This is a genomic window from uncultured Eubacterium sp. (assembly GCF_945980375.1).
Classification (GTDB): Bacteria; Bacillota; Clostridia; order Oscillospirales; family Acutalibacteraceae; genus Eubacterium_R.
In genome coordinates this window covers 17152-40300 of sequence record NZ_CAMFQO010000001.1, presented here as the reverse complement: position 1 = coordinate 40300, position 23149 = coordinate 17152, and the positions used below count along the sequence as shown (strand labels likewise).

Genomic DNA, 23149 nt, shown 5'->3' with positions numbered 1-23149 from the left:
GAATTATAATAGTGGAGTAGTGTTACCTATGAATAATAATATAAAAATTTCTCCGTCAATTTTGGCGAGTGATTATGCAAATCTTCAATCGGAGCTTGACAGAATATCAACCTCTGATCTTATTCATGTTGATGTAATGGACGGCCATTTTGTACCTAACATTTCTATCGGTGCACCTGTTGTTGCCTCCATAAAAAAGGTGTGCAACGTTCCCTTTGATGTGCATTTGATGATCAGCAATCCTCTTGATTATGTTGAGGATTTTGCAAATGCAGGTGCGGACATTATCTGTTTTCACACAGAGTGTGACAGTGATGTTGAAAAAACCGTTGATAAGATTATTTCACTTGGCAAAAAGCCTGCCTTGGCTATCAAGCCTGCAACACCCGTTGATGATGTTGTTAAGTATTTGGACAAGCTTTCAATGGTGCTTGTTATGACTGTTGAGCCCGGCTTCGGCGGTCAAAGCTTTATGGAATCAACAATGCCTAAAATTGAGGCAATACGCAAAATCAATCCTGATATTGACATTGAGGTTGACGGCGGAATTAATCCCGAAACAATTAAAATTGCGTCAAGGGCAGGAGCAAATGTTTTTGTTGCCGGCTCTGCCGTATTCAAAAGCGAAAACCCGGCACAAACAATCGCACTGCTTAAGCAAAATGCGGCTGACGCACAGTAGGACTTATGAGAAAAAAGCAAGACAAACAGCATAGGTTTTATACTAATGAGCATCGCAACGAGCGTTGGACCGAGGAGCCAAAGGGCAGGCCTATTGATTTTGCAGATAAGTATAACGAGGACGGTGCCGGTTCAAATAAGTACAGCGACGAGCGACGCGCAAGGCAGTATAAAGCAAAGCGTAAAAAAGAAAACAGAATAAAGGCAATTAAGGCTTCGCTTGCCTGCGTGCTCACCGTGGCTTTGTTGTTTTGCGGATATACGGTAATGGATATTCATATGATAAGACAGGCAAAGCCTGCCGAGATGCTTATTCAAAATGGATCATCGCAGGGCAATGTAATTGCACAGATGAACATCGAAATGTCTGCCGTAACGGCACAGTCAATAAGCCTTGACAATTCAACTATGCTTGCCTCTGTTATAAATGATGCACATAGCCTTGAGTGCAACAGCATTGTGTTTGATGCAAAGCGAGAGGATGGAACGATAGGCTATTCATCATCGCTTGCTACCATTGACACCTTTGGTGCAATAAGTAATGTGGGCAGCGACACAGAGGGATCAATAAAACAGCTTATATCAAATGACATTATGCCTGTTGCAAGAATTTGCTGTTATAAGGATAATGTCCTTCCTGCACAGGATAACAGCTATGCTGTTTTGAAAAATCAAAAGCCGTATAAGGACAGCGACGGTAACAGCTATCTAAACCCAAACAGTCCACAGGCTTATAACTATATTTTGGATATTATCCGCGAGCTTAAGGGCTACGGAGTTCAGGTTTTCATTCTTTACGGATACGACCTGCCTGACGATGTAGCCGAAAAATATGACGACGGCTTTGAGTCTTTGTCAAAAAAATTGCTCAATGACCTTGATTCACAGGTTAAGCTGTTAAGCGAGGTTAAAGCCTCTGTCAGCGGAATGGATGCCGAAAGCGGAAAAATTACCAACTCTGCAATAGACAGTCAAATTAAGGAATTTGAAAAGATAAATGACAATCAGGTTTACCGTGTATCAACCAAGCTTGATACCGCGCGTGTTTGCAGTCATCTTGCCAACGCAGGTGTATCAAGGTATTTTGTTGCACAATGATTTTCAAAGGAGAAACTATGAAAAAAACTGCCAAGGCTTTTGTCTGTTCCTGCTTAATGCTCGCATTGCTTCTTCCGTTTAATGCTTTTGCAAAGCAGGAAAAGAAGCCACAGACCAAAACAATTAACGCACCAACACTGCAATCAATCGAGTTTAATAATGCGAGGCTTGACGGAGAATTTTTGCCAACCGAATTTTACTACGAATTGATTGTGGAAAACGGCGCACCAACCCCAACATTGAAAAATTATGAGGTATCAAAGGGTGCGGAGATTTTTGTGACATATAATAAGGTTGACGGAGAAAACGGTATTAATGTAGAGGTTAAAAACGATACTCTGTCTGCTAATTACTTTTTTGAATTTGAGTATGAGAATTTTGAAATAAAGCGAAGCTCAAATAATAATCTTATGCAGCTTGATTGCGAGCTTGGTTATGTTTATCCCGATTTGAATAATGAGCTGACAACCTATCAGCTTTACATTCCGAGTGATTTGACAGAGCTGAGGCTTACCGCTGTGCCCGAGGATTTGGGCGCAACCTGCGATATTCCTCACTCAATAAAAATGACAACCGAGCAAAATCCCGTGATTGATGCAACCGTTATTGCATCCGATTCAACGGTAAAGGTATACAGCTTTGAGGTTAAAAGGCTCGAGCTTACCTCAAAGGAGCTTCAGGAGGCGCTTCATAACAGTACCTACGAGGAGCTGATTAAGGGTGAGGTTTTTCATTATTCACCTGAATTTAGGGTTATTGTATGCTGTGCCTTGGGCGGAATAATTGTGCTGGCAATCGGCATTGCAATATTAAAGCGAGTTGCTGTTAAGGCACAGGATGACGACGAGGTCGAGTTCTTTGATTCAACCGAGGAGGAAGAGCTCGACGGGAAATAATAACAACATTTGGTAAAGGCGGTGATTAATATGGATATTCTTGAACTCACTCAGGAGGAGATTATTGAGAAAATCCAATCATTGTACGAAAAAAAAGAGTTTTCAACTCTAAAGGGCTTGCTTTCGCAAATGAATCCGGCTGATATTGCGAGTGTGCTTGATGAGGTTACACCGAGTCAGCGATTGCTTTTGTTTAGGCTGTTAGCCAAGGAGGAGGCCGCCGAAACCTTTGTTGAGCTTGACAGCGACACTCAGGAATCCCTTATTCACGCATTTTCGGATACCGAGCTTAAGGAGGTCCTTGATGAGCTTTATATTGACGACGCCGTAGACGTTGTTGAGGAAATGCCTGCTACGGTAGTTAAGAGAATTCTTAAAAATGCCGACAGCGAAATGAGAGAGTCTATCAATGCTCTTCTTAAGTATCCAGAGGACTCTGCCGGTTCCATTATGACACCGGAGTTTGTAGATCTCAAAAAGGATATGACGGTTGAGGATGCGTTCAAAAGAATAAGACGTACCGGTGTTGATAAGGAAACAATTTACACATGCTATGTCTGTGACAGCTCCCGAAAGCTTATCGGTGTTACAACCGTAAAGGAACTTTTGCTCCACGATTATGAGGATGTTATAGGCGATTTTATGGAGACTAACACCATATCGCTCAACACCCTTGATGACCAGGAGCTTGCTACTCAACTGTTTGACAAGTATAATTTCCTTGCTTTGCCTGTTGTTGATATGGAAAGCAGGCTTGTCGGCATCATCACCGTCGACGATGCTATCGACGTTATCCAGGAGGAGAACACAGAAGACCTCCAAAAGATGAACGCTATGCTCCCGACGGAAAAAACATATCTTAAAACATCTGTTCTTGAAACATGGAAATCCCGTTTTCCATGGCTTTTGCTCCTTATGATTTCCGCCACGTTTACCGGCTCAATCATTACGGGCTTTGAGGACAAGCTTTCCTCGCTGACTATTCTTACGGCTTTCATTCCAATGCTTATGGATACAGGCGGAAATTCCGGCGGTCAGGCAAGTGTAACGGTTATTCGTGCAATGAGCTTGGGCGAGGTAACCTTTAAGGATTACTTTAAGGTTATCTGGAAGGAAATCAGAGTGGGGCTTATGTGCGGCAGCGCTCTTGCCGTTGTCAACTTTGCAAAGATTTGGATCGTTGATAAAACTATGTTCCATAACGATGAAATCACATTTATGGTTGACCTTGCAATATGCACAACCCTTGTTATAGAAATTGTGTTTGCAAAGTTTATCGGATGTTCACTGCCGATGCTTGCAAAGAAGGTTGGCTTTGACCCTGCGGTTATGTCGTCTCCCTTTATTACAACAATAGTTGATGCTGTATCGCTTTTGGTTTATTTCGGCATTGCAACTGCATTTATTCCGCAACTCCATTGACATATGGATTGAATAGTGGTATTATACATTCAACTTAATAAGTCAGGGGTGCTGATTGATTATTCAATCTTGGCTGAGATTATACCCTTCTAACCTGTTCGGTAATGCGAGCGTAGGAAGACGAGATATAAAAATTTTCAGCACCGATTTTATGTCGGTGCTTTTTTCTTGACTTATCAAGAATTTTAAGAAAGGGAGAGTAAATTATGAAAGCAAGTGTTGCGATTCAGGTTTTACCAAGTGTACCGAATGAGGACGAGCTCATCCGTATTGTTGATGAGGTTATTGCCTACATTAAGTCAACAGGGCTCAACTGTTATGTCGGTCCGTTTGAAACAACTATCGAGGGCGAAAGCTACGACGAGCTTATGGAAATTGTTGCTAACTGCCAAAAGGTAGCAATCAAGGCAGGAGCCCCAAGTGTAAGCGCGTACGTAAAGATAGTGTATAATCCTGAAGGTGAGGTATTGACAATTGACAAAAAGGTTGCAAAGCATCACCAATAAAACGGCACCGATCGGTGCAATAATCGTCATATTTTTGCTGTGGCTTTTTGCCTGCAATATGGAGCTTGTGCCTGCATATATGCTGCCCTCACCGGTGGATGTTGTAAGGGCGTTTGTTGACAATTTTTCCATAATGATGAAGCAGGCGTCCGTAACCCTGCAGGAAACGGTTTACGGACTTGCTATCGGCATTGTTATTGCGTTTGTAGTTGCGGCTCTTATGGATAGATTTGCAATACTTTATAAGGCAATTTATCCCGTTTTGGTTGTAACTCAAACAATCCCTACCATAGCCATTGCTCCGTTGCTTGTGCTTTGGATGGGCTTTGGTATGGCACCCAAAATCACGTTGGTTGTTATTACCACCTTTTTTCCGATAGCAATAGGGTTGCTCAACGGCTTTGAAAATGTTGACCCCGACGCCGTAAATCTTATGCGCTCTATGGGCGCAGGCAGGCTTCAAATATTTAGGTACGTAAAGCTTCCTAATGCAACTGCCTCTTTCTTTTCCGGACTTCGCGTTTCTGCTGCATATGCAGTTGTCGGTGCGGTTGTTTCGGAATGGCTTGGCGGATTTGAGGGGCTCGGCGTTTATATGACAAGGGTAAAAAAGGCATATGCCTTTGACAAAATGTTTGCCGTAATTCTTTTTATTTCGGCAATAAGTCTTGTGCTTATGGGTATAGTTGTTTTGCTTGAAAGGGCTGCTATGCCTTGGGTACATAAAAAAGAAATTAAAGGAGTCAAATAATATGAAAAAGTATTCAAAGATTTTAGCACTCGTTTTGGCTTTGGTTCTTACCTTCAGCCTTGTATCCTGTGCAAAGAGCAGTAATGATGAAAATAAGCCTGCCGATGAGGCAAAGGAAATTATCGTGTCACTTGACTGGACACCAAATACAAATCACACAGGTCTTTATGTAGCACTTGCAAACGGATATTATGCCGATGCAGGCCTTAACGTAAAAATTGTTCAGCCACCTGAGGGTGACGCTATTGCTGCCTGCTCATCGGGTCAGGTACAGTTTGCAGTAGGCTATCAGGATTTACTTTTGCCTGCATTTACATCCGAAACTCCGATGGAGGTTACAGCGGTTGCCGCATTGCTTCAGCACAACACATCCTGTATCGTATCAAAGAAGGGTGCAGGTATGGACACTCCAAAGGGCCTTGAGGGCAAGCAGTACCTCACATGGCAATCTCCTATTGAGCTTGCTATGATGAAAAGCGTTGTAGAGGCTGACGGCGGTGATTTCTCAAAGGTTGAGCAAATCCCGGATGTTCCTACAGACGAGGCTCAGGATGTAAACGCAAATCCAAACCACGCTATTTGGATTTACTACGGCTGGGGCGGAATCAACGCAGAGGTTAACAACATCGAGGTTGACACCTTCTTCTTCAAGGATTTGAACCCTGTGTTCGACTATTATTCACCGGTTTTGGTTGCAAACAATCAGCTTATTAAGGATGACCCCGAAACAGTCAAGGCTTTCCTTGCTGCAACTCAAAAGGGCTACGAATATGCTGTTTCAAATCCTGATGAGGCTGCACAAATTCTTATCGACAGCGATGACACAGGCGCACTCGACGGCTGTGAGGAGCTTGTTAAGGCAAGCCAAAAGTGGATGGCAGACCAATATGTTGCAGACGCACCAAAGTGGGGATATATCGATCCTGCAAGATGGAATGCATTTTACAACTGGGTTGCCGACGAAAAGATTATTGATGAAAAGCTGCCTGAAAACACAGGCTTTACAAATGATTATTTGGCATAATATATGGAAGTTTTAAGAGCAGAAAATGTTTATAAAAGCTTTGGCGATGTCGACGTTTTAAGGGGGGCTTCCCTTACTCTTAATAAGGGAGAGATTGTCAGCCTACTCGGCTTGAGTGGGTGCGGAAAAACAACACTTTTTAACGTTCTGTCGGGTATTTATTCACCCGACAAGGGCAAGGTGTACCTTAATTCACAGGACATCACAGGCAAGCCGGGTAAGGTTAGCTATATGCTTCAAAAGGATTTGCTTTTGCCTTACAGGAGGGTTATTGACAATGTTGCACTTCCTCTTATCATTAACGGTATGAGCAAAAAGGAGGCAAGGCAAAAGGCAGAGCCCTTGTTCAAAACCTTTGGCATAGACTCAACTCAATATATGTATCCGTCACAGCTTTCGGGCGGAATGCGTCAGCGTGCGGCACTTTTGCGTACATATTTGTCATCAAACGGTGTTGCTCTGCTTGACGAGCCGTTCAGCGCACTTGACACCATTACAAAATCCATGATTCACAAGTGGTATCTTGAGGTTATGAGAGAGATTGATTTGTCAACCGTTTTTATCACCCACGATATTGACGAGGCAATTTTGCTGTCGGACAGAGTGTATATTCTCGCCGACGGAGTGATAGAAAACGAGATTGTAATTGATTCACCCAAGCCAAGAACTGCGGATTTCAATTTGACGGATGAATTCCTAAGCTATAAACGCAAAATTGTTGAGATTCTGCATCTGCTGTAATCAACTTTGTTTATAAAGTGAAATATTTTTATAAAAATTAAAAATAAGTATTTACTTTTGTTTCTTAAAGTATTAATATGGAAGATGTGAGGCAAGGAGGTCTCCGCACAGTCGGAGATTTCCTGCCATTTTTTATGCAGATTTAAGGAGAGAGTTTATGAAAAATCTTGGCTACTACAACGGAAAATACGACGAAATCGAAAAAATGCAAATCCCAATGCTCGACAGAGTTTGTTGGTTTGGTGACGGTGTTTATGATGCAACCTATGCACACAATCACGTTGTGTTTGATATGGATGCTCACCTCACAAGATTTTATAATTCCGCAAGGCTTTTGGGTATGAATATTCCTATGGAGCGTGACGAGCTTGAAAAGCTTTTGAGGGAGCTTGTACTTAAGGTTGACGACGGTGACCAGTTTGTTTATATGCAGGTTACAAGAGGTAACGGATTAAGAGGTCATATCTATTCCGACGATATGCAGGGTAATTTGTGGATTACACTTACCCCTTCTCCTGTTGCCGATACCTACAAGCCTATCGACGTTATTACTTATGAAGACAAGAGATTTCTATATTGCAACTGCAAAACACTCAACCTTATCCCATCCTGTCTTGCGGCAACAGCAGCGGATAAGGCGGGCTGTCAGGAGGCTATTTTCCACAGAGGTGATATTGTAACAGAGTGCGCTCACTCAAATGTATCAATCTTTAAGGACGGCAAGGTTATTACTCATCCGCTTGATGATAAGATTCTTCCCGGTACTGCAAGAATTCGTTTGCTCGCCTTTGCAAAGAAGCTTGGCTTCGGCGTTGAGGAAAGAGAATACACTCTTGATGAGCTTATGGCTGCCGATGAGGTTGTTGTTCACTCAACAGGCTCGTTCTGTATCCCTGTAAAAACAGTAGACGGCAAGGCAGTAGGTGGCAAGGCACCGGAGATGTTAAAGACTATTCAGGATGCTTTGGTTAAGGATTTTGAGGAGCAATGTAAGGCATAATGAATAGGGAAGAATTAACAAGGCTTAATATAGGATATAATCTTGATTGGCTGATGAATATGGACCCAAGGGGCTACGGAGTTTGCAGAATTCTGTATGACGGTGCATTAAAATACACCGGCAAGCCGTTAACTTTGAACGGTGCCGAGGGCTTGGTTAAAAATATAAAGAAGGGTGAGAAGGTGTTTATCCTAACCGGCTTTATCCTTCTTCCGTGGAACGAGGCAGAAACAGACGGCATTATTTCATCAACCGTTTTTGCACGGTTTATTATGAGAGCATTTGGTGCAAAGCCTGTTATGATTGTGCCCGACCAATGCGAAAAATCTATCAAGGCTATGAGCAAGGCTCTTGGGTTTGATGTTACATACGATATAGACAATATTCCCGAAAACACTGTTTGCATTGTGCCTTTTACAAAGGACAGCAAAAAGGAGCAGGAGCAAACGGCAGAGATTTTGTCGCACGGCCTTCCGTGTGCTATTATATCCAATGAGGCACCGGGCAGAAACAAGAATGGCTATTATCACAATGCCGTCGGAGTAAATACCACCGATGTTGAGGCAAAGTATGATGTTCTGTTTAGGGAATGTCAAAAGCAGGGTGTTTACAATCTTTCTATCGGTGACCTTGGTAATGAGCTTGGAATGGGTACTATCGAGGAGCATATAAGAAAATATATCCCATATGCAGAGGAGGGTGGCTGTAAGGCAGGCACAGGCTTTGGCATTTTGGCAGAAACGGCGGCAGACAATATCATCACAGCTACCGTCAGCGATTGGGGTATGAATGCTCTTATGGCATGCACAGCATTTTTGCTTGGCGATGCAGGTCTTTTGCACACCAACGACGAACAGTCTGCGGCTATGGACGCGGCTGCCGAGGCAGGTATGCTTGATATGTACGGCGAGGCGAGACCTTATATTGACGGAATAGGCAAGAATATTGTATTGCCTATGCTTTCGCTTATGAGGGGTCTTATTGAATATCCGCCAACCGTTGAGGAAAAAACATCGGCTTGGTTTGAAAACACATTGAAAAAAGGATTTTTTGACAGATGATTTATTCATTTTTACAAAACGGTGACGGAGCAGTTACCGTTGAGTTCAAAAATGAAATAAGTGTAGAGGTTAACAACTGCGTTACCGCCCTGTGCGAAGAAATTGAACGCCTTGGCATAAAGGGTGTTACCGAGTGTATTCCGACCTTTCGCTCGCTGACCGTTTTGTACGATTGCACGGTTGTGTCATCAAAGCAGCTTAGGCACAGGCTCTCTTATGTGTTAAAGAGCCTGAACACATCAGGGCAAAAATCGGCAACACTGTACGAAATTCCGGTTTGCTATGATGATTGCTTTGCACCCGATATGCAAAATGTTTGTGAGCATACAGGGCTTTCAAGGGACGAGGTTGTTGCCCGTCACAGCGGCAGGGATTATTTGATTTATATGCTTGGCTTTTTGCCCGGATTTGCATATCTCGGCGGAATGGATGAAAGCATTGCCACCCCTCGTCTGCAATCTCCCCGTGCAGAAATTTTTGCAGGTGCTGTCGGTATAGGCGGTGAGCAAACGGGCATTTATCCCGTAGCTTCTCCGGGTGGATGGCAGCTGATAGGCAAAACACCTGTAAGGGTTTATGATAAACGACGCGAAAATCCTATTCTTTACAATTCAGGAGATTATGTAAGATTTGTGCCTGTTTCTCTTGATGAATACAAGCTTATTGAAAAGCAGGTAGAAGACGGCACATATGAGGTAAATAGGATAAAGATATGATAGAAATAATTAATCCCGGTATGCTGACAACCGTTCAGGATTACGGCAGAGTCGGGGTAATGAAAAACGGATTTACCCAGAACGGTGCTATGGATAGGTACAGTATGACCGTTGCCAACCGTCTTTGCGGAAATTGTGACGACGCACCTGTGCTGGAAATAACCGTTATGGGCATAACTGCAAAATTTAATAAGGATTGTATCTTTTGCCTGTCGGGAGCCGATTTTTCATCAAAGCTTAATGACAATCCCATTCGCACAAATAAGGCATATAAGGCTTCTAACGGTGATGTGTTGACTATGGGTAGTGTCAAAAACGGTATGCGCTCATATCTTGCCGTAAGCGGAGGTATAGTGGGTGAATATGTAATGGGCAGTGCCTCAACCGATCTAAAGTTTTCACTGGGCGGTTATCAGGGCAGAAGGCTCAAGGCAGGGGATATCCTTCAAATCGGAAGCGGCAGCTTTCCTCTTGATGATATTGAAAAATGGCAGATAGCAGAAAACAGCTATGAGGATAATATTCAGCTTCGTGTGGTTTTAGGTCCGCAGGACAAGATGTTCACCGCAGATGATATAAGGTTGTTTTTGTCGCAGGAATACACCGTAACCCCGCAGGCAGACAGAATGGGCGTTAGGCTTTCGGGTAAGCCGTTGCAATCAAAATCGGGTATGGATATAATATCGGACGGTATTGTGCTTGGCTCTGTTCAGGTGCCTAATTCGGGCGAGCCTATTATCCTTATGGCAGACCATCAAACAACAGGCGGTTATGCAAAGATTGCAACTGTTATCAGCGTGGATTTGCCTCTTGTTGCTCAGGCAAGGCCAAACAGCAAAATACATTTTAAGGCTGTCGGCATTGACGTGGCAGAAAGAGAAGTTAAAAAGCAAAAAAGATTTTTTGAAAATTTATATATGTTTTAGGTGATAACATATGGATTATACAAATATGCATCCTCAGCAGGTTAAGGATTTAATTCGCGAGGGAAAGATAGATTATCAAACATCGGGTATGTGTGCAGGCTATGCACAGGCAAATCTCTGCATTTTGCCAAAGGAATATGCCTTTGATTTTTTGTTGTTTTGTATGCGCAACCCAAAGCCGTGCCCTATTTTAGAGGTGGGCGATGTCGGCTCGAGGGAAATAAAAGCAATGGCAAGTAAGGGCGATGTTTGTACCGATTTTCCAAAATATCGCATTTGGAAAAACGGCGTGCTTGAAAAAGAGGTTACTGATATTTCGCAATATTGGCAGGACGATTTTGTGTATTTTCTTATCGGATGCAGCTTTTCCTTCGAGGCGGAGCTGTTGGAGGCAGATGTTCCTGTTCGTCATATAGAAGAAAATGTAAATGTTCCCATGTTCAACACAAATATTGAGCTTGAGAGTGCGGGCACATTCCACGGTAATATGGTTGTTTCCATGCGCCCCATACCAAATGATTTGGTTGTAAAGGCAGTTAATGTAACGGCGGCAATGCCGAGAGTTCACGGCGCACCTATTCAAATCGGCAACCCCGAGGCTATCGGAATTAAAGATGTAACAAAGCCCGATTACGGCGACAGCGTAACTATTAACGACGGCGAGGTTCCTGTGTTTTGGCCTTGCGGAGTTACACCGCAAAATGCCGTTATGCAAACAAAGCCGCCTATTGCAATCACTCATGCACCGGGGCATATGTTCATTACCGATGTAAAGAATTCTTCGTTAAAGTATTGATAGGGTAACGGTGATAATCCGAACCCGTCAAAAAATGCAGTATTAAAGCGATATTTGTCGCTTTCGCTGTTGCCTTGCGTCAGCAAGGCTGCCATCTCAAGATGCCAAATCTCATCTTTACTCCAAGCATTTTTGATGCTTTGCAGTTTATCGTGTGCAGATTTGGTCTTAATCGAGGCAAAAACGCAGTTAATCCTTTCGGATTAACGAGTATTTTAACAAAAAGTAAGGGCAATATCTGCCACGATAAACCGTGGTTCGAATTATTACCGTTACCCTAGGAGCAAAAATGTATTTAGTAGATTTAAATTCGGATTTAGGCGAGGGTGCAGGCTTTGATTCTGCAATTATCCCTCTTATTACCTCTGCCAATATAGCCTGCGGATTTCACGCAGGAGACAGCAACATTATGTGCAAAACCGTTGAGCTTTGCAGACAAAGCAATGTTGTCTTTGGTGCCCATCCCGGCTATCCGGATAAAGAAAATTTCGGCAGAACAAATATGAGCTTAACTCCTGATGAGGTTTATAACATTACACTTTGTCAGCTTGGTGCCTTGTCTGCCTTTGCAAAGGCGAAGGGTGCAAGGCTTCAGCATGTAAAGCCTCACGGAGCAATGTACAATATGGCAGGCAAGGATTTTGATTTGGCGCTTGCCATTGCCAATGCTGTTAAGGATTTTGATGACTCGCTTATTTTGCTGGCTCTTTCCGGCTCAAAAATGATTGAAGCAGCCAAGCAGGTTGGCATAAAATATGCAAGCGAGGTGTTTGCCGACAGAGCATACGAGTCCGACGGCTCACTTCGTGCAAGGTCACTTGAAGGTGCAATGATTACTGATGAGCAGGAGGCAATCAGCCGTGTTGTTCGTATGATTAAGGAGGGCAGGGTTACTGCCTATACGGGCGAGGATGTTCCCATTGAGGCACATAGCGTTTGCGTGCACGGCGACGGCGAAAAGGCTCTTGATTTTGTAAGAGCACTTAATAAAGCATTTGCAGAAAACGAAATAAAGACTGCTGAACTTTCAGAGGTGATTGGCTAATGTATTTTAGGACACAGGCAAGGATTGATTTAGACGCAGTAGAGTACAATTGCAGCAATGTTAGGGCAAAGCTTCCCGATGATTGCAAACTTTTGGGTGTTATTAAGGCGGATGCATACGGCCACGGCGCCGTAGAGCTTGCACATTTGCTTGATGAAAAATGTGATTTCTTTGGCGTAGCCTGTATTGAAGAGGCAGTAGAATTAAAAAAAGCAGGAGTAAAAGCTCCTGTCTTGATTTTGGGATATGTTGATTCCAATGTGTATGATTTGGTTGTAAAATACGATGTTCGCATACCTATCTTTTCTATGGAGTCTGCTGTTGCTCTTTCCAACGAGGCAGTGCGCCAAGGCAAAACGGTACCGTTTCATTTTTGTATTGATACAGGTATGAGCCGTATCGGGTTTCAGGTTAACGAGCAAAGCGCCGATGTGTGCAAAGAAATTACATTGTTGCCAAACATAGAGGTCGAGGGTCTGTTTTCTCACTTTGCAACGGCTGATGAGGCGGATTTAACCAAGGCGAAGGCACAGAGAGAAAAGTACAAGGCATTTGTAAAAATGCTTGAGGATAGGGGAGTGAATATTCCTGTTAAGCACCTTAACAACAGCGCAGGAATAATGAACTTTGATGAGTATTTTGATATGTGCCGTATGGGCATTATCCTTTACGGATTGTATCCGAGCGAGGAGGTTGACAAGTCACTTCTTGACATCAAGCCGGTTATGTCGTGGCTAACACATATTACTCATATAAAAACCCTTGAGCCGGGCAGGGAAATCTCTTACGGAGGAACATACAAAACAACCGAGCCGAGAGTAATTGCCACAATCCCCGTCGGATATGCTGACGGCTACCCCCGTTGTCTTTCAAACAAAGGCAGGGTAATTATTAACGGACAGTATGCAAATATTGTCGGCAGAGTTTGTATGGATCAGTTTATGGTTGATGTTACCGATGTTAAGGGAGTTGACCTGAATTCGACCGTAACCCTTGTAGGTCGTGACGGTGATGCCTGTCTCTCTATGGAGGAGGTATCAAACAGCGCTCATTCGTTTAATTATGAGCTTCCTTGTCGTGTTGCCCGCAGAGTGCCGAGAGTGTATTACAAAAACGGAGAAATAGTAAAGGTTGTAAATTATCTGTATTAAAAAATTAACCCCGGTTGGTTTTATCCAACCGGGGTTTACGCTATGCTTTTTTAATCAAGCTGTGTGTAATATGTGTTCAGCACTGCTTCCATAACGCTTTCCTCATCAGGAGTAAATTCTGCAATTACATTATCGGGATAAGGAGAGGTTTTTGATTCTGTCATTGTTCCCTTGATTGTGTAAACATCAAAGGATTCTATACCCTGCGACAGAACATACGATGCAAGGTATGTTGCATTGTTTAGGGTAATGTTTGTTTGGCTGTATTTTGCTGCCGTGTTGTAAAGGTCTGTGATAACACCGAAATCCTTTTTTACAGCAGGGATAAGCTGGGCGGCAAATGCTTTTACATACTGAACAATTCTGTCGGATCTGTTAAGTGATGCTTCAAGGTAATCCCAATCACGTGTTCTGACATAAGCCTCTGCCATATCACCCTTTAGGGTAACGGTTTGTCCTTCAATTATTCCTTTGTCGGGAATGCTGTATGTTGCAGTAACCGTGACTCCGCCGATAGCGTCATTGATAGGGGCAACACCCTCAAGGTCAAGGGCAAGGTACTTGTTTATAGGCACGTTGTACAGTATTCTGCTTATTGCCTTTGTAACATTTTCACAGCTCTTTTTCTTGCCGTCGCCGTAAGCATATGCCAGGCAAAGCTGAACTCGCTCTGTGCTTAGGAACACACCTGTGTCGTTGTAAACATCAATGTCTACCATTGTGTCACGAGGAATGTTGATAACCTTAACGGTTCCGTCGCTTGTGTCAACAGCAACAACAACATCTGCATCGGCACATCCCACAAACTCTGCATTATCCTTGTTTAGCAAATTTCTTTGGTCAACTCCCATAAAGGCAATGGAAATTACATTTTCGTTAAACGCATATTTGTGACCGTTGTAGGTTATTATTTCGTCGTGCTGATTGTCGTTGATTACCGCAGAGGTTAAATCTGTTTTGCCCTGTGCCTTTAGGTATGCATAAACTCCGCCTGTTGCCGAAATCAAAAGCGCAATTATCAAAAGAATTGACAGAAATATTTTTAAGCCCTTGTTCATTTTTTTTCTCTTTCTGTGTTTATGCTTGTGATGGCTGTGATGATGACTGCTGTGACCTGATGAACTATGTGAGTGATGATGCTCGCCACTTGAGTGATGGTGGTGATGCTCACCGCTTGAGTGATGATGGTGGTGATGATGCTGATGCTCACTCGGATCACACTCAATTATTTCTTTTATGTCTGTGTTAAGCTCGTTTGACTGTTGCTTCAGGTTTACTGTCGGTGGCTGTTCCTTTTTAGGTTCATCACCCGTGCCGAATAAAAGCTCCTCGCTGTCGTTTGAGTTCAAGCGTGGATCAATTTGTTTCCTCATTACTGATTAATACTCCGCATACTAAATATCTGTTGCTTTTCTGCCCTGTAAAGCAGGTGGAAAGCACTATTATATTATCGTCTATTGTTATCTCTCTGTCAAGAGTATTTGTTACATTTTTGTTAGCAGATTTTGGATTTTGTATCATTTCTATAAATTCTGCGTATATTTGGTCGTCATTAAAGTCAAAGCTGTTCATTATGTGCCTGTCGTCATACTTAAACGCAGATACAATTTTGTATGTCAGCTTTTGCGTCGGTGTATATATTACAATCTTGTCGTGCTCGTCAAAGAATTCTTTTTTCTCAAAGCGATGCAGGGTTGTAAAATATGTGTCACCGTAGCCGTTGTGACCATAGATAAGGGTTACTCTGTCGGTAAAATCCTTTTTGTTCATGCTTTGGGTAAATACCGCACCGCTTGAGGAATAGCCCTTGTCGGTTGCGTTGTGCTTTAGGTAAAAATTATCCGACTGCCTGCTTTGTACAATGGGATAGTTTACCTTTGTTCCTGGCACCTTAATCCATGCGTATATCTCGTCGTTTTGCTTTTGTAATGAATCAAAGTCTATTTTGTTCTGTGGCTTTGATTCGGATTGCTGCGCAGTTGTTGAAGTGGATACTGTGCTTGTAAGGTTGGAATCCCTGTCGCTTGCCTGCTTTGATGAAATTAACTGATACGCAGTAATCCCCACCCCGACAATGATAAGCACAATAGCTAAAATTATAAACAGCTTTTTTGATTTTTTGTTTTCCATATATATTCGTCACCCTATGATAATAAAAAAGACCTATAACCGAGTTACAGGTCTTTTATTAGTTTAGAATCAATCGTTCTTTCTCTTTGATACTGCGAGCATTGCAACACCTGCACCTGCAATTGCGATGCCTGCCATTGCTGCACCTGTTGCCGGTGATGTGCCGCTGTTGTCGTCATCGTCAATCTCTTCCTCTTCTGTTCCGGAAGCTGCATTTTTAACAAGTGCGTTAGCCTTAACCTGCTTGTTCTTGCCGGAGTCTGTAAGCTCAATAACAACCTCTGTCTTGTCTGAAGACATAGAAAGAATTTTATAATCTGTTGTTTCAGTCATGCCCGGGAACTCCCAACCAAGAACCTCGCCGTCGCCTGAATATACGAAGGTGTACTTGAAGTTGTCCTTTGTATAGCTAACCTTTTTTGATTTGCTTGAGTTAACCGTAATGATAACAGGCTCTCTCTCTGATAAAGGCTTTGTTGTAACCTCTGACTGACCCGGGCTGGAAACGCCTGCCATTGCAGGGATAGCACTAACTGCTCCCACAGAAATCAGCATAATTACCGACAAAGCAATTGAAATAAGTTTTTTCATAAATAACACCTCTAAAAACAGTAATTAGTTTATTTGCTATTAATCAAGTAGATTATAACACAACACCTACCGTTTGTAAAGAGTTTTTTAATAATACACAGATATTTTATGAAAGCTGTGCCTTGCCTGTGCATAATTCATAATATCTGCCCTTGAGTTTAAGCAGGTCATCGTGGTCACCGCGCTCAATGATTTTGCCGTTTTCAAGCACCATTATTGCATTTGAATTGCGAACAGTTGACAGCCTGTGGGCAATAACAAATACCGTTCTACCCACCATAAGTCTGTCCATACCGTGCTCAATATGAGCCTCCGTTCTTGTATCAATTGAAGATGTTGCTTCGTCCAAAATCATAACAGGGGGATTGGCAACCGCAGCTCTTGCAATGGATAACAGCTGTCTTTGACCTTGGCTCAAATTGGCACCGTCGGATGTTATAACGGTGTTGTAGCCGTCGGGCAAATGCTTTATGAACGAGTGTGCACTTGCAAGCTTCGATGCCTCTATACATTCTTCGTCGGTTGCTTCAAGTCTGCCGTAGCGAATATTGTCCATAATTGTACCTGTAAACAGGTGAGTGTCCTGCAAAACCATAGCCAATGAACGACGCAAATCTGCTTTTTTGATGCGCTTAATATCAATTCCGTCGTAGGTTATGGTACCGTCCTGAATATCATAAAAGCGAGTGATAAGGTTTGTGATGGTTGTTTTGCCTGCACCCGTTGAGCCTACAAATGCAATTTTTTGAGCTTGCTTTGCGTACAGGTCTATGTTATGCAAAACAATCTTTTCGTCTACATATCCAAAGGTTACGTTGTCAAACACAACCTCACCCTTAACAGCAATTCTTTTGTCACCGTCAATCCAAAACCATTCCTTGCCGTTTGGAGTGGATACTTCCTCAAGAGTAACCGTTCCGTCGTCAATCTCGCTTTCCATATCCATAACGCTAAACACTCTTTCTGCGCCTGCAAGAGCAGAAAAAACGTTGTTCATTTGGTTCATTATCTGATTGATTGGCTGGGTGAACTGCTTTGAATATCCCAAGAAGGTGAAGAACGAGCCTATACTTAAGCCTCTTGTTAGAACAAGAAATGCACCCGCAAGGGTAACGCTTGCGTAGGAGGCGTTGTTTATTCCCGTTGAGCATGGACCCATAATTCCGCTGTAATAGTTTGCCTTTGTTGCAACCTGTCTAAAGCCTTCGTTAAGCTTGTCAAAATCCTTTTTGGCAATTTCCTCATGGTTAAACACCTTGACAACCTTCATACCTTCAATGGTTTCTTCAATGTTGCCGTTCATTTCACCAAGAGCCTTTTGCTGTGCCTTAAAGTATTTTTTTGTATGCTTTGCAATGTTTGCGGAGTTTATAATCATAATTACAAGGAAAATCAGTGCAACAAGGAATAATCTCCATTCAAGCACTATCATCATAATTATAATTCCTGCAAAGCTGAACACCGACGATACAAGCTGTGTGATTGATTGCTCAAGCATCATCTGAATGTTGTCAACATCGTTTGTAAAACGGCTCATAATTTCGCCGTGAGTTTGACTGTCAAAATACTTAAGCGGCAGGGTTTGCAGATGGTCAAACAGGTCTTTCCTGATTATGTTTGATGTTTTATATGCAATTTTTACCATTATCCTTGCCTGGATAAATGAAAATAATGATGTACCGATATAAAATGATGAAACAATAACAAGATTTTTAATCAGTTGCTTTACTCCCACGGTTGCAAAGTTGTTGTCTGCAATAGACTTTGCAACGTCGTCCAAAATGGGCTTTAGCCAATATGACGCCGCCATTTGACAAACAGTAGCCATAATCAGTGCAAAAAACACAACAAAAAGCAACGATTTACTTCTTCCTACAAATGACAGAATACGCTTAAAGGTTGCTTTTGCGTCCTTTGGCTTTTGGCCCGGCATACCTTTTCCGTGCGGTCCCGGCATTATTCCATCACTCCTTTCTGTTGTGTTGCGTTGATTTCCTGATAAATCTCGCTTGATTTAAGCAATTCATCGTGTGTGCCTATGCTGTCGATTTTACCGTCATCAAGCACAATTATCATATCTGCATTTGCAACGGACGAAATTCTCTGTGCGATGATTAATACGGTAGTGTCTTTCAGCTCGTTGTAAAAGCATTCTCTTATCTTTGCCTCTGTTGCTGTATCAACTGCAGAGGTTGAGTCGTCAAGTATAAGAATTTTAGGCTGTTTAAGAATTGCTCTTGCAATACAAAGCCTTTGCTTTTGACCGCCCGACAAATTCAGTCCTCCCTGTGCAAGAACAGTATCATATCCGTCAGGCTGGCTCATAATAAATTCGTGAGCCTGTGCCGCCTTGCAGGCGTTGATAATTTCCTCGTCTGTTGCATCGGGGTTGCCCCATTTGATGTTGTCCTTGATTGTACCGGTGAACAAAACATTCTTTTGCAAAACAACGCCGATAATATCACGCAATGCTTCCAAATCGTAATCCTTAACGTTAATTCCGTCAATCAAAAGCTCACCGTCGGTTACATCGTATAAGCGAGGGATAAGGTTAACAAGACTTGATTTACCACAACCTGTTGAGCCTATAATTCCTACTATGCTTCCGGCCTTTGCCTTAAAGCTTATGTCGGTAAGAATATCCATACCTTCGTTATAACCGAAGCTTACATTCTTAAATTCAATTTCTCCCATTGGGCTTTGAGGAATGTACGGATTTTTGGGATTGACAATATCAACCTCGGTATCCAAAACCTCCACAACTCTGTCCCCGCACGCCTTTGCTCTTGTAAGCTGAAGAAAAAGCATAGAAACCATCATAATGTTCATCAATACCTGAATGATGTAGTTTGCCAAAACGGAAATTTCACCTACATCCATCAAGCCCTTGCTTGCGTCCATTGAACCTTTATAATAAATGTAGATAATTACAAAATTCATTAAGAGCATCATAATCGGCATAATTGTAACAATAAGCCCCGACGCCTTTGCACCCTGCCTTGCAAGCTCATCGGATGCATCGTGGAATTTGTTCTTTTCTCTGTCCTCTCGAACATAAGCCTTTACCACTCTTATTCCTATAAGGTTTTCCTGAACAACTCTGTTTATATTGTCAATTTTTTTCTGTAATTTTCGGAACATCGGAAATCCGAATTTCAGTATTACCAAAACGATAGCAACCATAATCGGCAAAAGCACGAGCAATATTGCAGATAGCTTTGGATTAATGGAAAAGGCAAATACTGCCGATACAATGAGCAGGGCAGGGGCCCTAACCAAAATTCGAAGCACCATCATCAAGGTGTTTTGAAGCATTGTAACATCGTTTGTCATTCTTGTTGTAAGTGATGATGTAGAAAATGTGTCAATGTTCTTAAAGGAAAATGATGCAATCCTTTCGTACATAGCCTTTCTGATTCTGTACGAAAACCTTTGGCTGACAACAGATGAGGTTTTCATTGTTGTTAAGCCTCCGAGCAATCCGATAATAGCCAAAAACAGCATAATTATTCCGATTTTTGCGATAGTGAATTTTAACTGTGCCTCATCGCCACCCGCTGTTCGCACCATTTCGTACACCTTGTTTGCGATTGACGGAAGAGCAAGCTCGCATATTGCCTCAACTATCATACCCAAGGCGCTGGCAAGGCATAGCCATCCCAAGCCTTTAAGGTATTTAGTCAGTTTTTTAAGCATCATCCTCACCCTCCTTTGCGTTGAAATTTTCAATAATCTTGTCAAGTAAATCCGACAGGATGTTTATCTCGTCCTCGGTTAATCCGTTTGTGAGCATTTTTTCTTCTGCTTCCATTTTGTGATGGATGTTTTCAGGTACAGCCTGACCTTTCGCAGTCAGCAGGATTTCGGTAATTCTGCCGTCTGCCTTGCTTTGTCTTCTTTTTACAAAGCCTGCCTTTTCCATCCTCTTTACACTTACCGATATGGTGGACGGTTTTGTTCCGGTTTCCTTTGCTATTTCGCCGATTGTTGCAGAGCCTTGGAATTTCAGGAACATAATTATTTTATGCTGGCCTGCAAATAATCCTTCCTCTGCAACAGCCCTGTTAAAGTTTATTCTTTCCAATCTTGCCACCATTCCCACTCGCGGAGCGATTTGTCCTTTAGGTGGAGGCGGTGGACAAGGTAGCCGTTTATTGTCCAATTTTCATACCCTCAAATTTTATTTAGTCGGCTAATATTTAGTCGGCTAAATGTATTATAGCACAAAAAAATATAATGTCAATACACATTTTTTGGTAAAGGATTGCTATTGATATAAATAGTACAATGTGTTAAAATATAGCAACATTTGAGGGAGGACAGATATGGATTACAATTTGTGTGATTACAATACGGTAAAGAAAATTTTATCTGCTCATGGCTTTAACTTTTCAAAGGCATTGGGGCAAAACTTTATAATTGATGACACTGTCTGTCCCGCAATGGCGGATATGCTGAATGTTGATGAGTCAACAGGAGTTCTTGAGGTCGGTCCGGGTGTAGGAGTTCTTACAAAGGAGCTTTGCAAAAGGGCAGGCAAGGTCGTTTCCATTGAGCTTGATGAGCGTCTTTATCCCGTTTTGGAAAAGACTTTGGCGGATTACGACAACTTCGAGCTTGTTAAGGGGGATGTGATGAAGCTTGATTTGCACGGCATTATTGCCCAAAAGCTTTCAGGCTTTAAGGAGGTTAAGGTTTGTGCAAATCTGCCGTATTACATAACCTCTCCCGTAATTATGACCTTGCTTGAAGGTAAGCTTGCAATAACCGAAATTGAGGTTATGGTTCAGCAGGAGGCGGCCGAGAGGCTGTGTGCCGAGCTTGGCTCAAGAGAAGCAGGTGCCGTAACCTTTGCCGTCAACTATTACGGCAAGGCAGAGATTTTGTTTAATGTCGGCAGAGATTGCTTTATGCCAAGCCCCAAGGTCGATTCAAGTGTTATTAGGATTGCAGTCAGAGAAAAGCCCGAATTTGATGTAAAAAATGAAAAGCAGCTTTTCACTCTCGTTAAATACGCCTTTGCACAGAGAAGAAAAACACTTGTTAATTCGCTTGCAAATTCGCTTGGCAAATCAAAGGCAGATATTACAAATGCTCTTTCACAGCTCGGTATAGAGCCAAATGTCAGAGCCGAGAATTTAAGAATGGAGGATTACGTAAATTTAGCTGATTTACTGTTTTAGTTATGGCAAAAGTAAAAAAAGATAACACCTTGGTATTTACTGAGTATAAGGTGCCTAAGGCGGTGGCAACACTTGCACTGCCGAGTATGCTTGGTATGCTTATTAACATTATTTACAACCTTGCAGACACCTTCTTTGTGGGGCAGACGGGTGATAAAAATCAGGTTGCCGCTGTATCGGTAGCTATGCCTGTTTTCCTGTTTTGTCTTGCCCTGGGCAATTTGTTCGGTGTGGGCGGATGTGCATTTATCAGCCGTTCACTCGGTGAGGGTAAAAGGGAAAAGATTAAGTCAATTTCTTCGTTTTGCATTTATACGGGAATTGCCGCGTCAGTAGTACTTGCCGTACTGTTTATAGCGTTTAGGCGACCTGTGCTGTATTTGATCGGAGCAAGCGATTATACAATAGATTTTGCCTGTGATTATCTATTTTGGGTGTCGCTTGGTGCACCATTCGTTGTAACAAGCATTGTTGTGTGCAATCTTGTTCGTGGTGAGGGTGCGGCAAAGGACTCTATGATTGGTATGGTCATAGGTCAAATTGTAAATATAGTTCTTGATCCTATTTTCATCCTTTCATCAGGTGACAAGCTGTTCGGTATCAATCTTCCTATCGGATTTGGATTGGGAGTAAAGGGTGCCGCTATCGCAACTGTATTAGGTAACATAGTTTCCGTTGTATATTTTCTGATTTATTTTATGAGGGGTAAATCAATTTTGTCTATTACTCCCAAAAGGTATTCGCTGGGGGACGGAATACCAAAGGGTGTAATTAATGTTGGATTTCCTGCGGCGCTGAATAATCTGCTGATGTCGCTTTCAAATATTGTTGTTAACATCTTTCTTGTTAAGTACGGCGACAATGCGGTTGCCGCAATGGGCGTTGCAATGAAGGCAAATCTGCTTGTTGTTATGCTTCAAATCGGTCTTGCACAGGGCATTCAGCCACTTATCGGCTACTGCTTTGGCTCAAGGAATTTTGACAGAATGAAAAAGAGTATTCGCTTCGGTATGATGTGCAATATGATTATCGGAGCAAGCGTAACGGCTTTCTATATATTGTTCAGACGAAATGTAATCGGTATGTTTATTGCCGATGAGGCAGTAATTGATGCCGGAGTAAAAATGATTACTGCACTTATGACTCCGGGAACCTTTCTCGGTGTAATGTTTATTATTAACTTTGCATTTCAAGGGATGGGCAAGGGAGTACAATCGCTCATCCTTGCAGCAGGCAGACAGGGACTTGTTTTCCTGCCGATGCTGTTCATTATGAATAAGGTGTGCGGTCTTGACGGTATAATCTGGGCACAGCCAATTGCAGATGTATGCTGTATAGTGCTCAGTGTAATAATGTTTTCATCTACGGTTAAAAAGCTTGTTAAAGGCAACAACAAATAAATCACGACATAACAAAAAGGCTACGGAAAAC

23 protein-coding genes and 1 riboswitch are annotated in these 23149 nt (G+C 42.4%); of the genes, 17 read left to right on the top strand and 6 right to left on the bottom strand.

Annotation, left to right across the window (positions count from 1 at the left end):
- Positions 1–28: 28 nt before the first annotated feature.
- The 15 genes from rpe (at position 29) to alr (ending at position 13814) form a co-directional block, all read left to right on the top strand.
- Entirely contained in the window at positions 29–682 is a 654-nt protein-coding gene (gene rpe / locus Q0P34_RS00210) for a ribulose-phosphate 3-epimerase (protein WP_294951314.1), read from the top strand.
- A gap of 5 nt (positions 683–687) precedes the next feature.
- Positions 688–1779: a putative glycoside hydrolase gene (locus Q0P34_RS00205; protein WP_294951312.1), complete on the top strand. Its 1092-nt coding sequence runs from the start codon at positions 688–690 to the stop codon at positions 1777–1779.
- A gap of 17 nt (positions 1780–1796) precedes the next feature.
- A complete protein-coding gene (locus Q0P34_RS00200; RefSeq protein ID WP_294951310.1) occupies positions 1797–2675 on the top strand; it encodes a hypothetical protein in 879 nt (292 codons plus the stop codon).
- A 30-nt stretch (positions 2676–2705) separates the two neighbouring features.
- Complete coding sequence (gene mgtE / locus Q0P34_RS00195; protein ID WP_294951308.1) at positions 2706–4097, top strand: magnesium transporter; 1392 nt, start codon at positions 2706–2708, stop codon at positions 4095–4097.
- A gap of 34 nt (positions 4098–4131) precedes the next feature.
- Positions 4132–4233: riboswitch (TPP riboswitch) on the top strand.
- A 70-nt stretch (positions 4234–4303) separates the two neighbouring features.
- A complete protein-coding gene (locus tag Q0P34_RS00190; RefSeq protein WP_294951306.1) occupies positions 4304–4603 on the top strand; it encodes a thiamine-binding protein in 300 nt (99 codons plus the stop codon).
- Positions 4572–5354 (top strand): ABC transporter permease, encoded by a 783-nt coding sequence (locus Q0P34_RS00185; protein ID WP_294951304.1) that lies wholly within the window; start codon positions 4572–4574, stop codon positions 5352–5354. Before Q0P34_RS00190 ends, Q0P34_RS00185 begins: the two co-directional genes overlap by 32 nt.
- Before the next feature lies 1 nt (position 5355).
- Positions 5356–6378: an ABC transporter substrate-binding protein gene (locus Q0P34_RS00180; protein WP_294951302.1), complete on the top strand. Its 1023-nt coding sequence runs from the start codon at positions 5356–5358 to the stop codon at positions 6376–6378.
- A 3-nt stretch (positions 6379–6381) separates the two neighbouring features.
- Positions 6382–7119, top strand: a complete 738-nt coding sequence (locus Q0P34_RS00175) for an ABC transporter ATP-binding protein (RefSeq protein WP_178669110.1) — start codon at positions 6382–6384, stop codon at positions 7117–7119.
- A 157-nt stretch (positions 7120–7276) separates the two neighbouring features.
- Complete coding sequence (locus Q0P34_RS00170; RefSeq protein ID WP_294951299.1) at positions 7277–8119, top strand: aminotransferase class IV; 843 nt, start codon at positions 7277–7279, stop codon at positions 8117–8119.
- Positions 8119–9180, top strand: coding sequence for a DUF4392 domain-containing protein (locus Q0P34_RS00165; RefSeq protein ID WP_294951297.1), 1062 nt, complete (start codon positions 8119–8121; stop codon positions 9178–9180). Before Q0P34_RS00170 ends, Q0P34_RS00165 begins: the two co-directional genes overlap by 1 nt.
- Positions 9177–9896 (top strand): 5-oxoprolinase subunit PxpB, encoded by a 720-nt coding sequence (gene pxpB / locus Q0P34_RS00160; protein ID WP_294951295.1) that lies wholly within the window; start codon positions 9177–9179, stop codon positions 9894–9896. The genes Q0P34_RS00165 and pxpB overlap by 4 nt, the downstream gene beginning before the upstream one ends.
- Positions 9893–10822 carry a biotin-dependent carboxyltransferase family protein gene (locus Q0P34_RS00155; protein ID WP_294951293.1) on the top strand — a complete coding sequence of 310 codons (930 nt, stop codon included), beginning with the start codon at positions 9893–9895 and terminating at the stop codon, positions 10820–10822. Before pxpB ends, Q0P34_RS00155 begins: the two co-directional genes overlap by 4 nt.
- A 10-nt stretch (positions 10823–10832) precedes the next feature.
- The gene (locus Q0P34_RS00150; RefSeq protein WP_294951291.1) at positions 10833–11618 is read left to right on the top strand and encodes a putative hydro-lyase; all 786 of its coding nucleotides are present in this window, start codon (positions 10833–10835) and stop codon (positions 11616–11618) included.
- Positions 11619–11907: 289 nt separating this feature from the next.
- Positions 11908–12663 (top strand): 5-oxoprolinase subunit PxpA, encoded by a 756-nt coding sequence (locus tag Q0P34_RS00145; RefSeq protein ID WP_294951289.1) that lies wholly within the window; start codon positions 11908–11910, stop codon positions 12661–12663.
- Positions 12663–13814, top strand: a complete 1152-nt coding sequence (alr, locus tag Q0P34_RS00140; protein ID WP_294951287.1) for an alanine racemase — start codon at positions 12663–12665, stop codon at positions 13812–13814. The genes Q0P34_RS00145 and alr overlap by 1 nt, the downstream gene beginning before the upstream one ends.
- Before the next feature lie 50 nt (positions 13815–13864).
- On the opposite strand, the gene Q0P34_RS00135 is transcribed toward alr, so the two are convergent.
- The 6 genes from Q0P34_RS00135 to Q0P34_RS00110 all read right to left on the bottom strand — a co-directional run bounded on the left by Q0P34_RS00135 (position 13865) and on the right by Q0P34_RS00110 (position 20631).
- Complete coding sequence (locus tag Q0P34_RS00135) at positions 13865–15187, bottom strand: LCP family protein (protein WP_294951285.1); 1323 nt, start codon at positions 15185–15187, stop codon at positions 13865–13867.
- Positions 15171–15944, bottom strand: coding sequence for a class B sortase (gene srtB / locus Q0P34_RS00130; RefSeq protein WP_294951283.1), 774 nt, complete (start codon positions 15942–15944; stop codon positions 15171–15173). The genes Q0P34_RS00135 and srtB overlap by 17 nt, the downstream gene beginning before the upstream one ends.
- Positions 15945–16013: 69 nt before the next feature.
- Positions 16014–16535: a hypothetical protein gene (locus tag Q0P34_RS00125; RefSeq protein ID WP_294951282.1), complete on the bottom strand. Its 522-nt coding sequence runs from the start codon at positions 16533–16535 to the stop codon at positions 16014–16016.
- A 106-nt stretch (positions 16536–16641) separates the two neighbouring features.
- Complete coding sequence (locus Q0P34_RS00120) at positions 16642–18492, bottom strand: ABC transporter ATP-binding protein (RefSeq protein ID WP_294951280.1); 1851 nt, start codon at positions 18490–18492, stop codon at positions 16642–16644.
- Positions 18492–20234 (bottom strand): ABC transporter ATP-binding protein, encoded by a 1743-nt coding sequence (locus Q0P34_RS00115; protein ID WP_294951278.1) that lies wholly within the window; start codon positions 20232–20234, stop codon positions 18492–18494. The genes Q0P34_RS00120 and Q0P34_RS00115 overlap by 1 nt, the downstream gene beginning before the upstream one ends.
- Positions 20224–20631: a MarR family winged helix-turn-helix transcriptional regulator gene (locus Q0P34_RS00110; RefSeq protein WP_294951276.1), complete on the bottom strand. Its 408-nt coding sequence runs from the start codon at positions 20629–20631 to the stop codon at positions 20224–20226. Before Q0P34_RS00110 ends, Q0P34_RS00115 begins: the two co-directional genes overlap by 11 nt.
- Before the next feature lie 229 nt (positions 20632–20860).
- Here Q0P34_RS00110 and rsmA point away from each other — a divergent pair, with 229 nt between their 5' ends.
- Both rsmA and Q0P34_RS00100 read left to right on the top strand, forming a co-directional pair.
- On the top strand, positions 20861–21718 hold the full coding sequence (rsmA, locus tag Q0P34_RS00105; protein ID WP_294951274.1) for a 16S rRNA (adenine(1518)-N(6)/adenine(1519)-N(6))-dimethyltransferase RsmA: 858 nt from the start codon (positions 20861–20863) through the stop codon (positions 21716–21718).
- Positions 21719–21720: 2 nt separating this feature from the next.
- A complete protein-coding gene (locus Q0P34_RS00100) occupies positions 21721–23118 on the top strand; it encodes an MATE family efflux transporter (protein ID WP_294951272.1) in 1398 nt (465 codons plus the stop codon).
- Positions 23119–23149: the final 31 nt, after the last annotated feature.

Excerpts from the sequence above, each read along its gene's own strand:
- pxpB (WP_294951295.1), top strand. The coding sequence starts at position 9,177 with ATGATTTATTCATTTTTACAAAACGGTGACGGAGCAGTTACCGTTGAG.
- Q0P34_RS00175 (WP_178669110.1), top strand. The coding sequence starts at position 6,382 with ATGGAAGTTTTAAGAGCAGAAAATGTTTATAAAAGCTTTGGCGATGTC.
- Q0P34_RS00110 (WP_294951276.1), bottom strand. The coding sequence starts at position 20,631 with ATGGTGGCAAGATTGGAAAGAATAAACTTTAACAGGGCTGTTGCAGAG.
- alr (WP_294951287.1), top strand. The coding sequence starts at position 12,663 with ATGTATTTTAGGACACAGGCAAGGATTGATTTAGACGCAGTAGAGTAC.
- Q0P34_RS00155 (WP_294951293.1), top strand. The coding sequence starts at position 9,893 with ATGATAGAAATAATTAATCCCGGTATGCTGACAACCGTTCAGGATTAC.
- Q0P34_RS00150 (WP_294951291.1), top strand. The coding sequence starts at position 10,833 with ATGGATTATACAAATATGCATCCTCAGCAGGTTAAGGATTTAATTCGC.
- Q0P34_RS00100 (WP_294951272.1), top strand. The coding sequence starts at position 21,721 with ATGGCAAAAGTAAAAAAAGATAACACCTTGGTATTTACTGAGTATAAG.
- Q0P34_RS00165 (WP_294951297.1), top strand. The coding sequence starts at position 8,119 with ATGAATAGGGAAGAATTAACAAGGCTTAATATAGGATATAATCTTGAT.
- Q0P34_RS00190 (WP_294951306.1), top strand. The coding sequence starts at position 4,304 with ATGAAAGCAAGTGTTGCGATTCAGGTTTTACCAAGTGTACCGAATGAG.
- Q0P34_RS00125 (WP_294951282.1), bottom strand. The coding sequence starts at position 16,535 with ATGAAAAAACTTATTTCAATTGCTTTGTCGGTAATTATGCTGATTTCT.
- Q0P34_RS00115 (WP_294951278.1), bottom strand. The coding sequence starts at position 20,234 with ATGATGCTTAAAAAACTGACTAAATACCTTAAAGGCTTGGGATGGCTA.
- Q0P34_RS00170 (WP_294951299.1), top strand. The coding sequence starts at position 7,277 with ATGAAAAATCTTGGCTACTACAACGGAAAATACGACGAAATCGAAAAA.
- Q0P34_RS00200 (WP_294951310.1), top strand. The coding sequence starts at position 1,797 with ATGAAAAAAACTGCCAAGGCTTTTGTCTGTTCCTGCTTAATGCTCGCA.
- Q0P34_RS00135 (WP_294951285.1), bottom strand. The coding sequence starts at position 15,187 with ATGAGGAAACAAATTGATCCACGCTTGAACTCAAACGACAGCGAGGAG.
- Q0P34_RS00205 (WP_294951312.1), top strand. The coding sequence starts at position 688 with ATGAGAAAAAAGCAAGACAAACAGCATAGGTTTTATACTAATGAGCAT.
- Q0P34_RS00180 (WP_294951302.1), top strand. The coding sequence starts at position 5,356 with ATGAAAAAGTATTCAAAGATTTTAGCACTCGTTTTGGCTTTGGTTCTT.
- Q0P34_RS00120 (WP_294951280.1), bottom strand. The coding sequence starts at position 18,492 with ATGCCGGGACCGCACGGAAAAGGTATGCCGGGCCAAAAGCCAAAGGAC.
- mgtE (WP_294951308.1), top strand. The coding sequence starts at position 2,706 with ATGGATATTCTTGAACTCACTCAGGAGGAGATTATTGAGAAAATCCAA.
- Q0P34_RS00145 (WP_294951289.1), top strand. The coding sequence starts at position 11,908 with ATGTATTTAGTAGATTTAAATTCGGATTTAGGCGAGGGTGCAGGCTTT.
- srtB (WP_294951283.1), bottom strand. The coding sequence starts at position 15,944 with ATGGAAAACAAAAAATCAAAAAAGCTGTTTATAATTTTAGCTATTGTG.
- rsmA (WP_294951274.1), top strand. The coding sequence starts at position 20,861 with ATGGATTACAATTTGTGTGATTACAATACGGTAAAGAAAATTTTATCT.
- rpe (WP_294951314.1), top strand. The coding sequence starts at position 29 with ATGAATAATAATATAAAAATTTCTCCGTCAATTTTGGCGAGTGATTAT.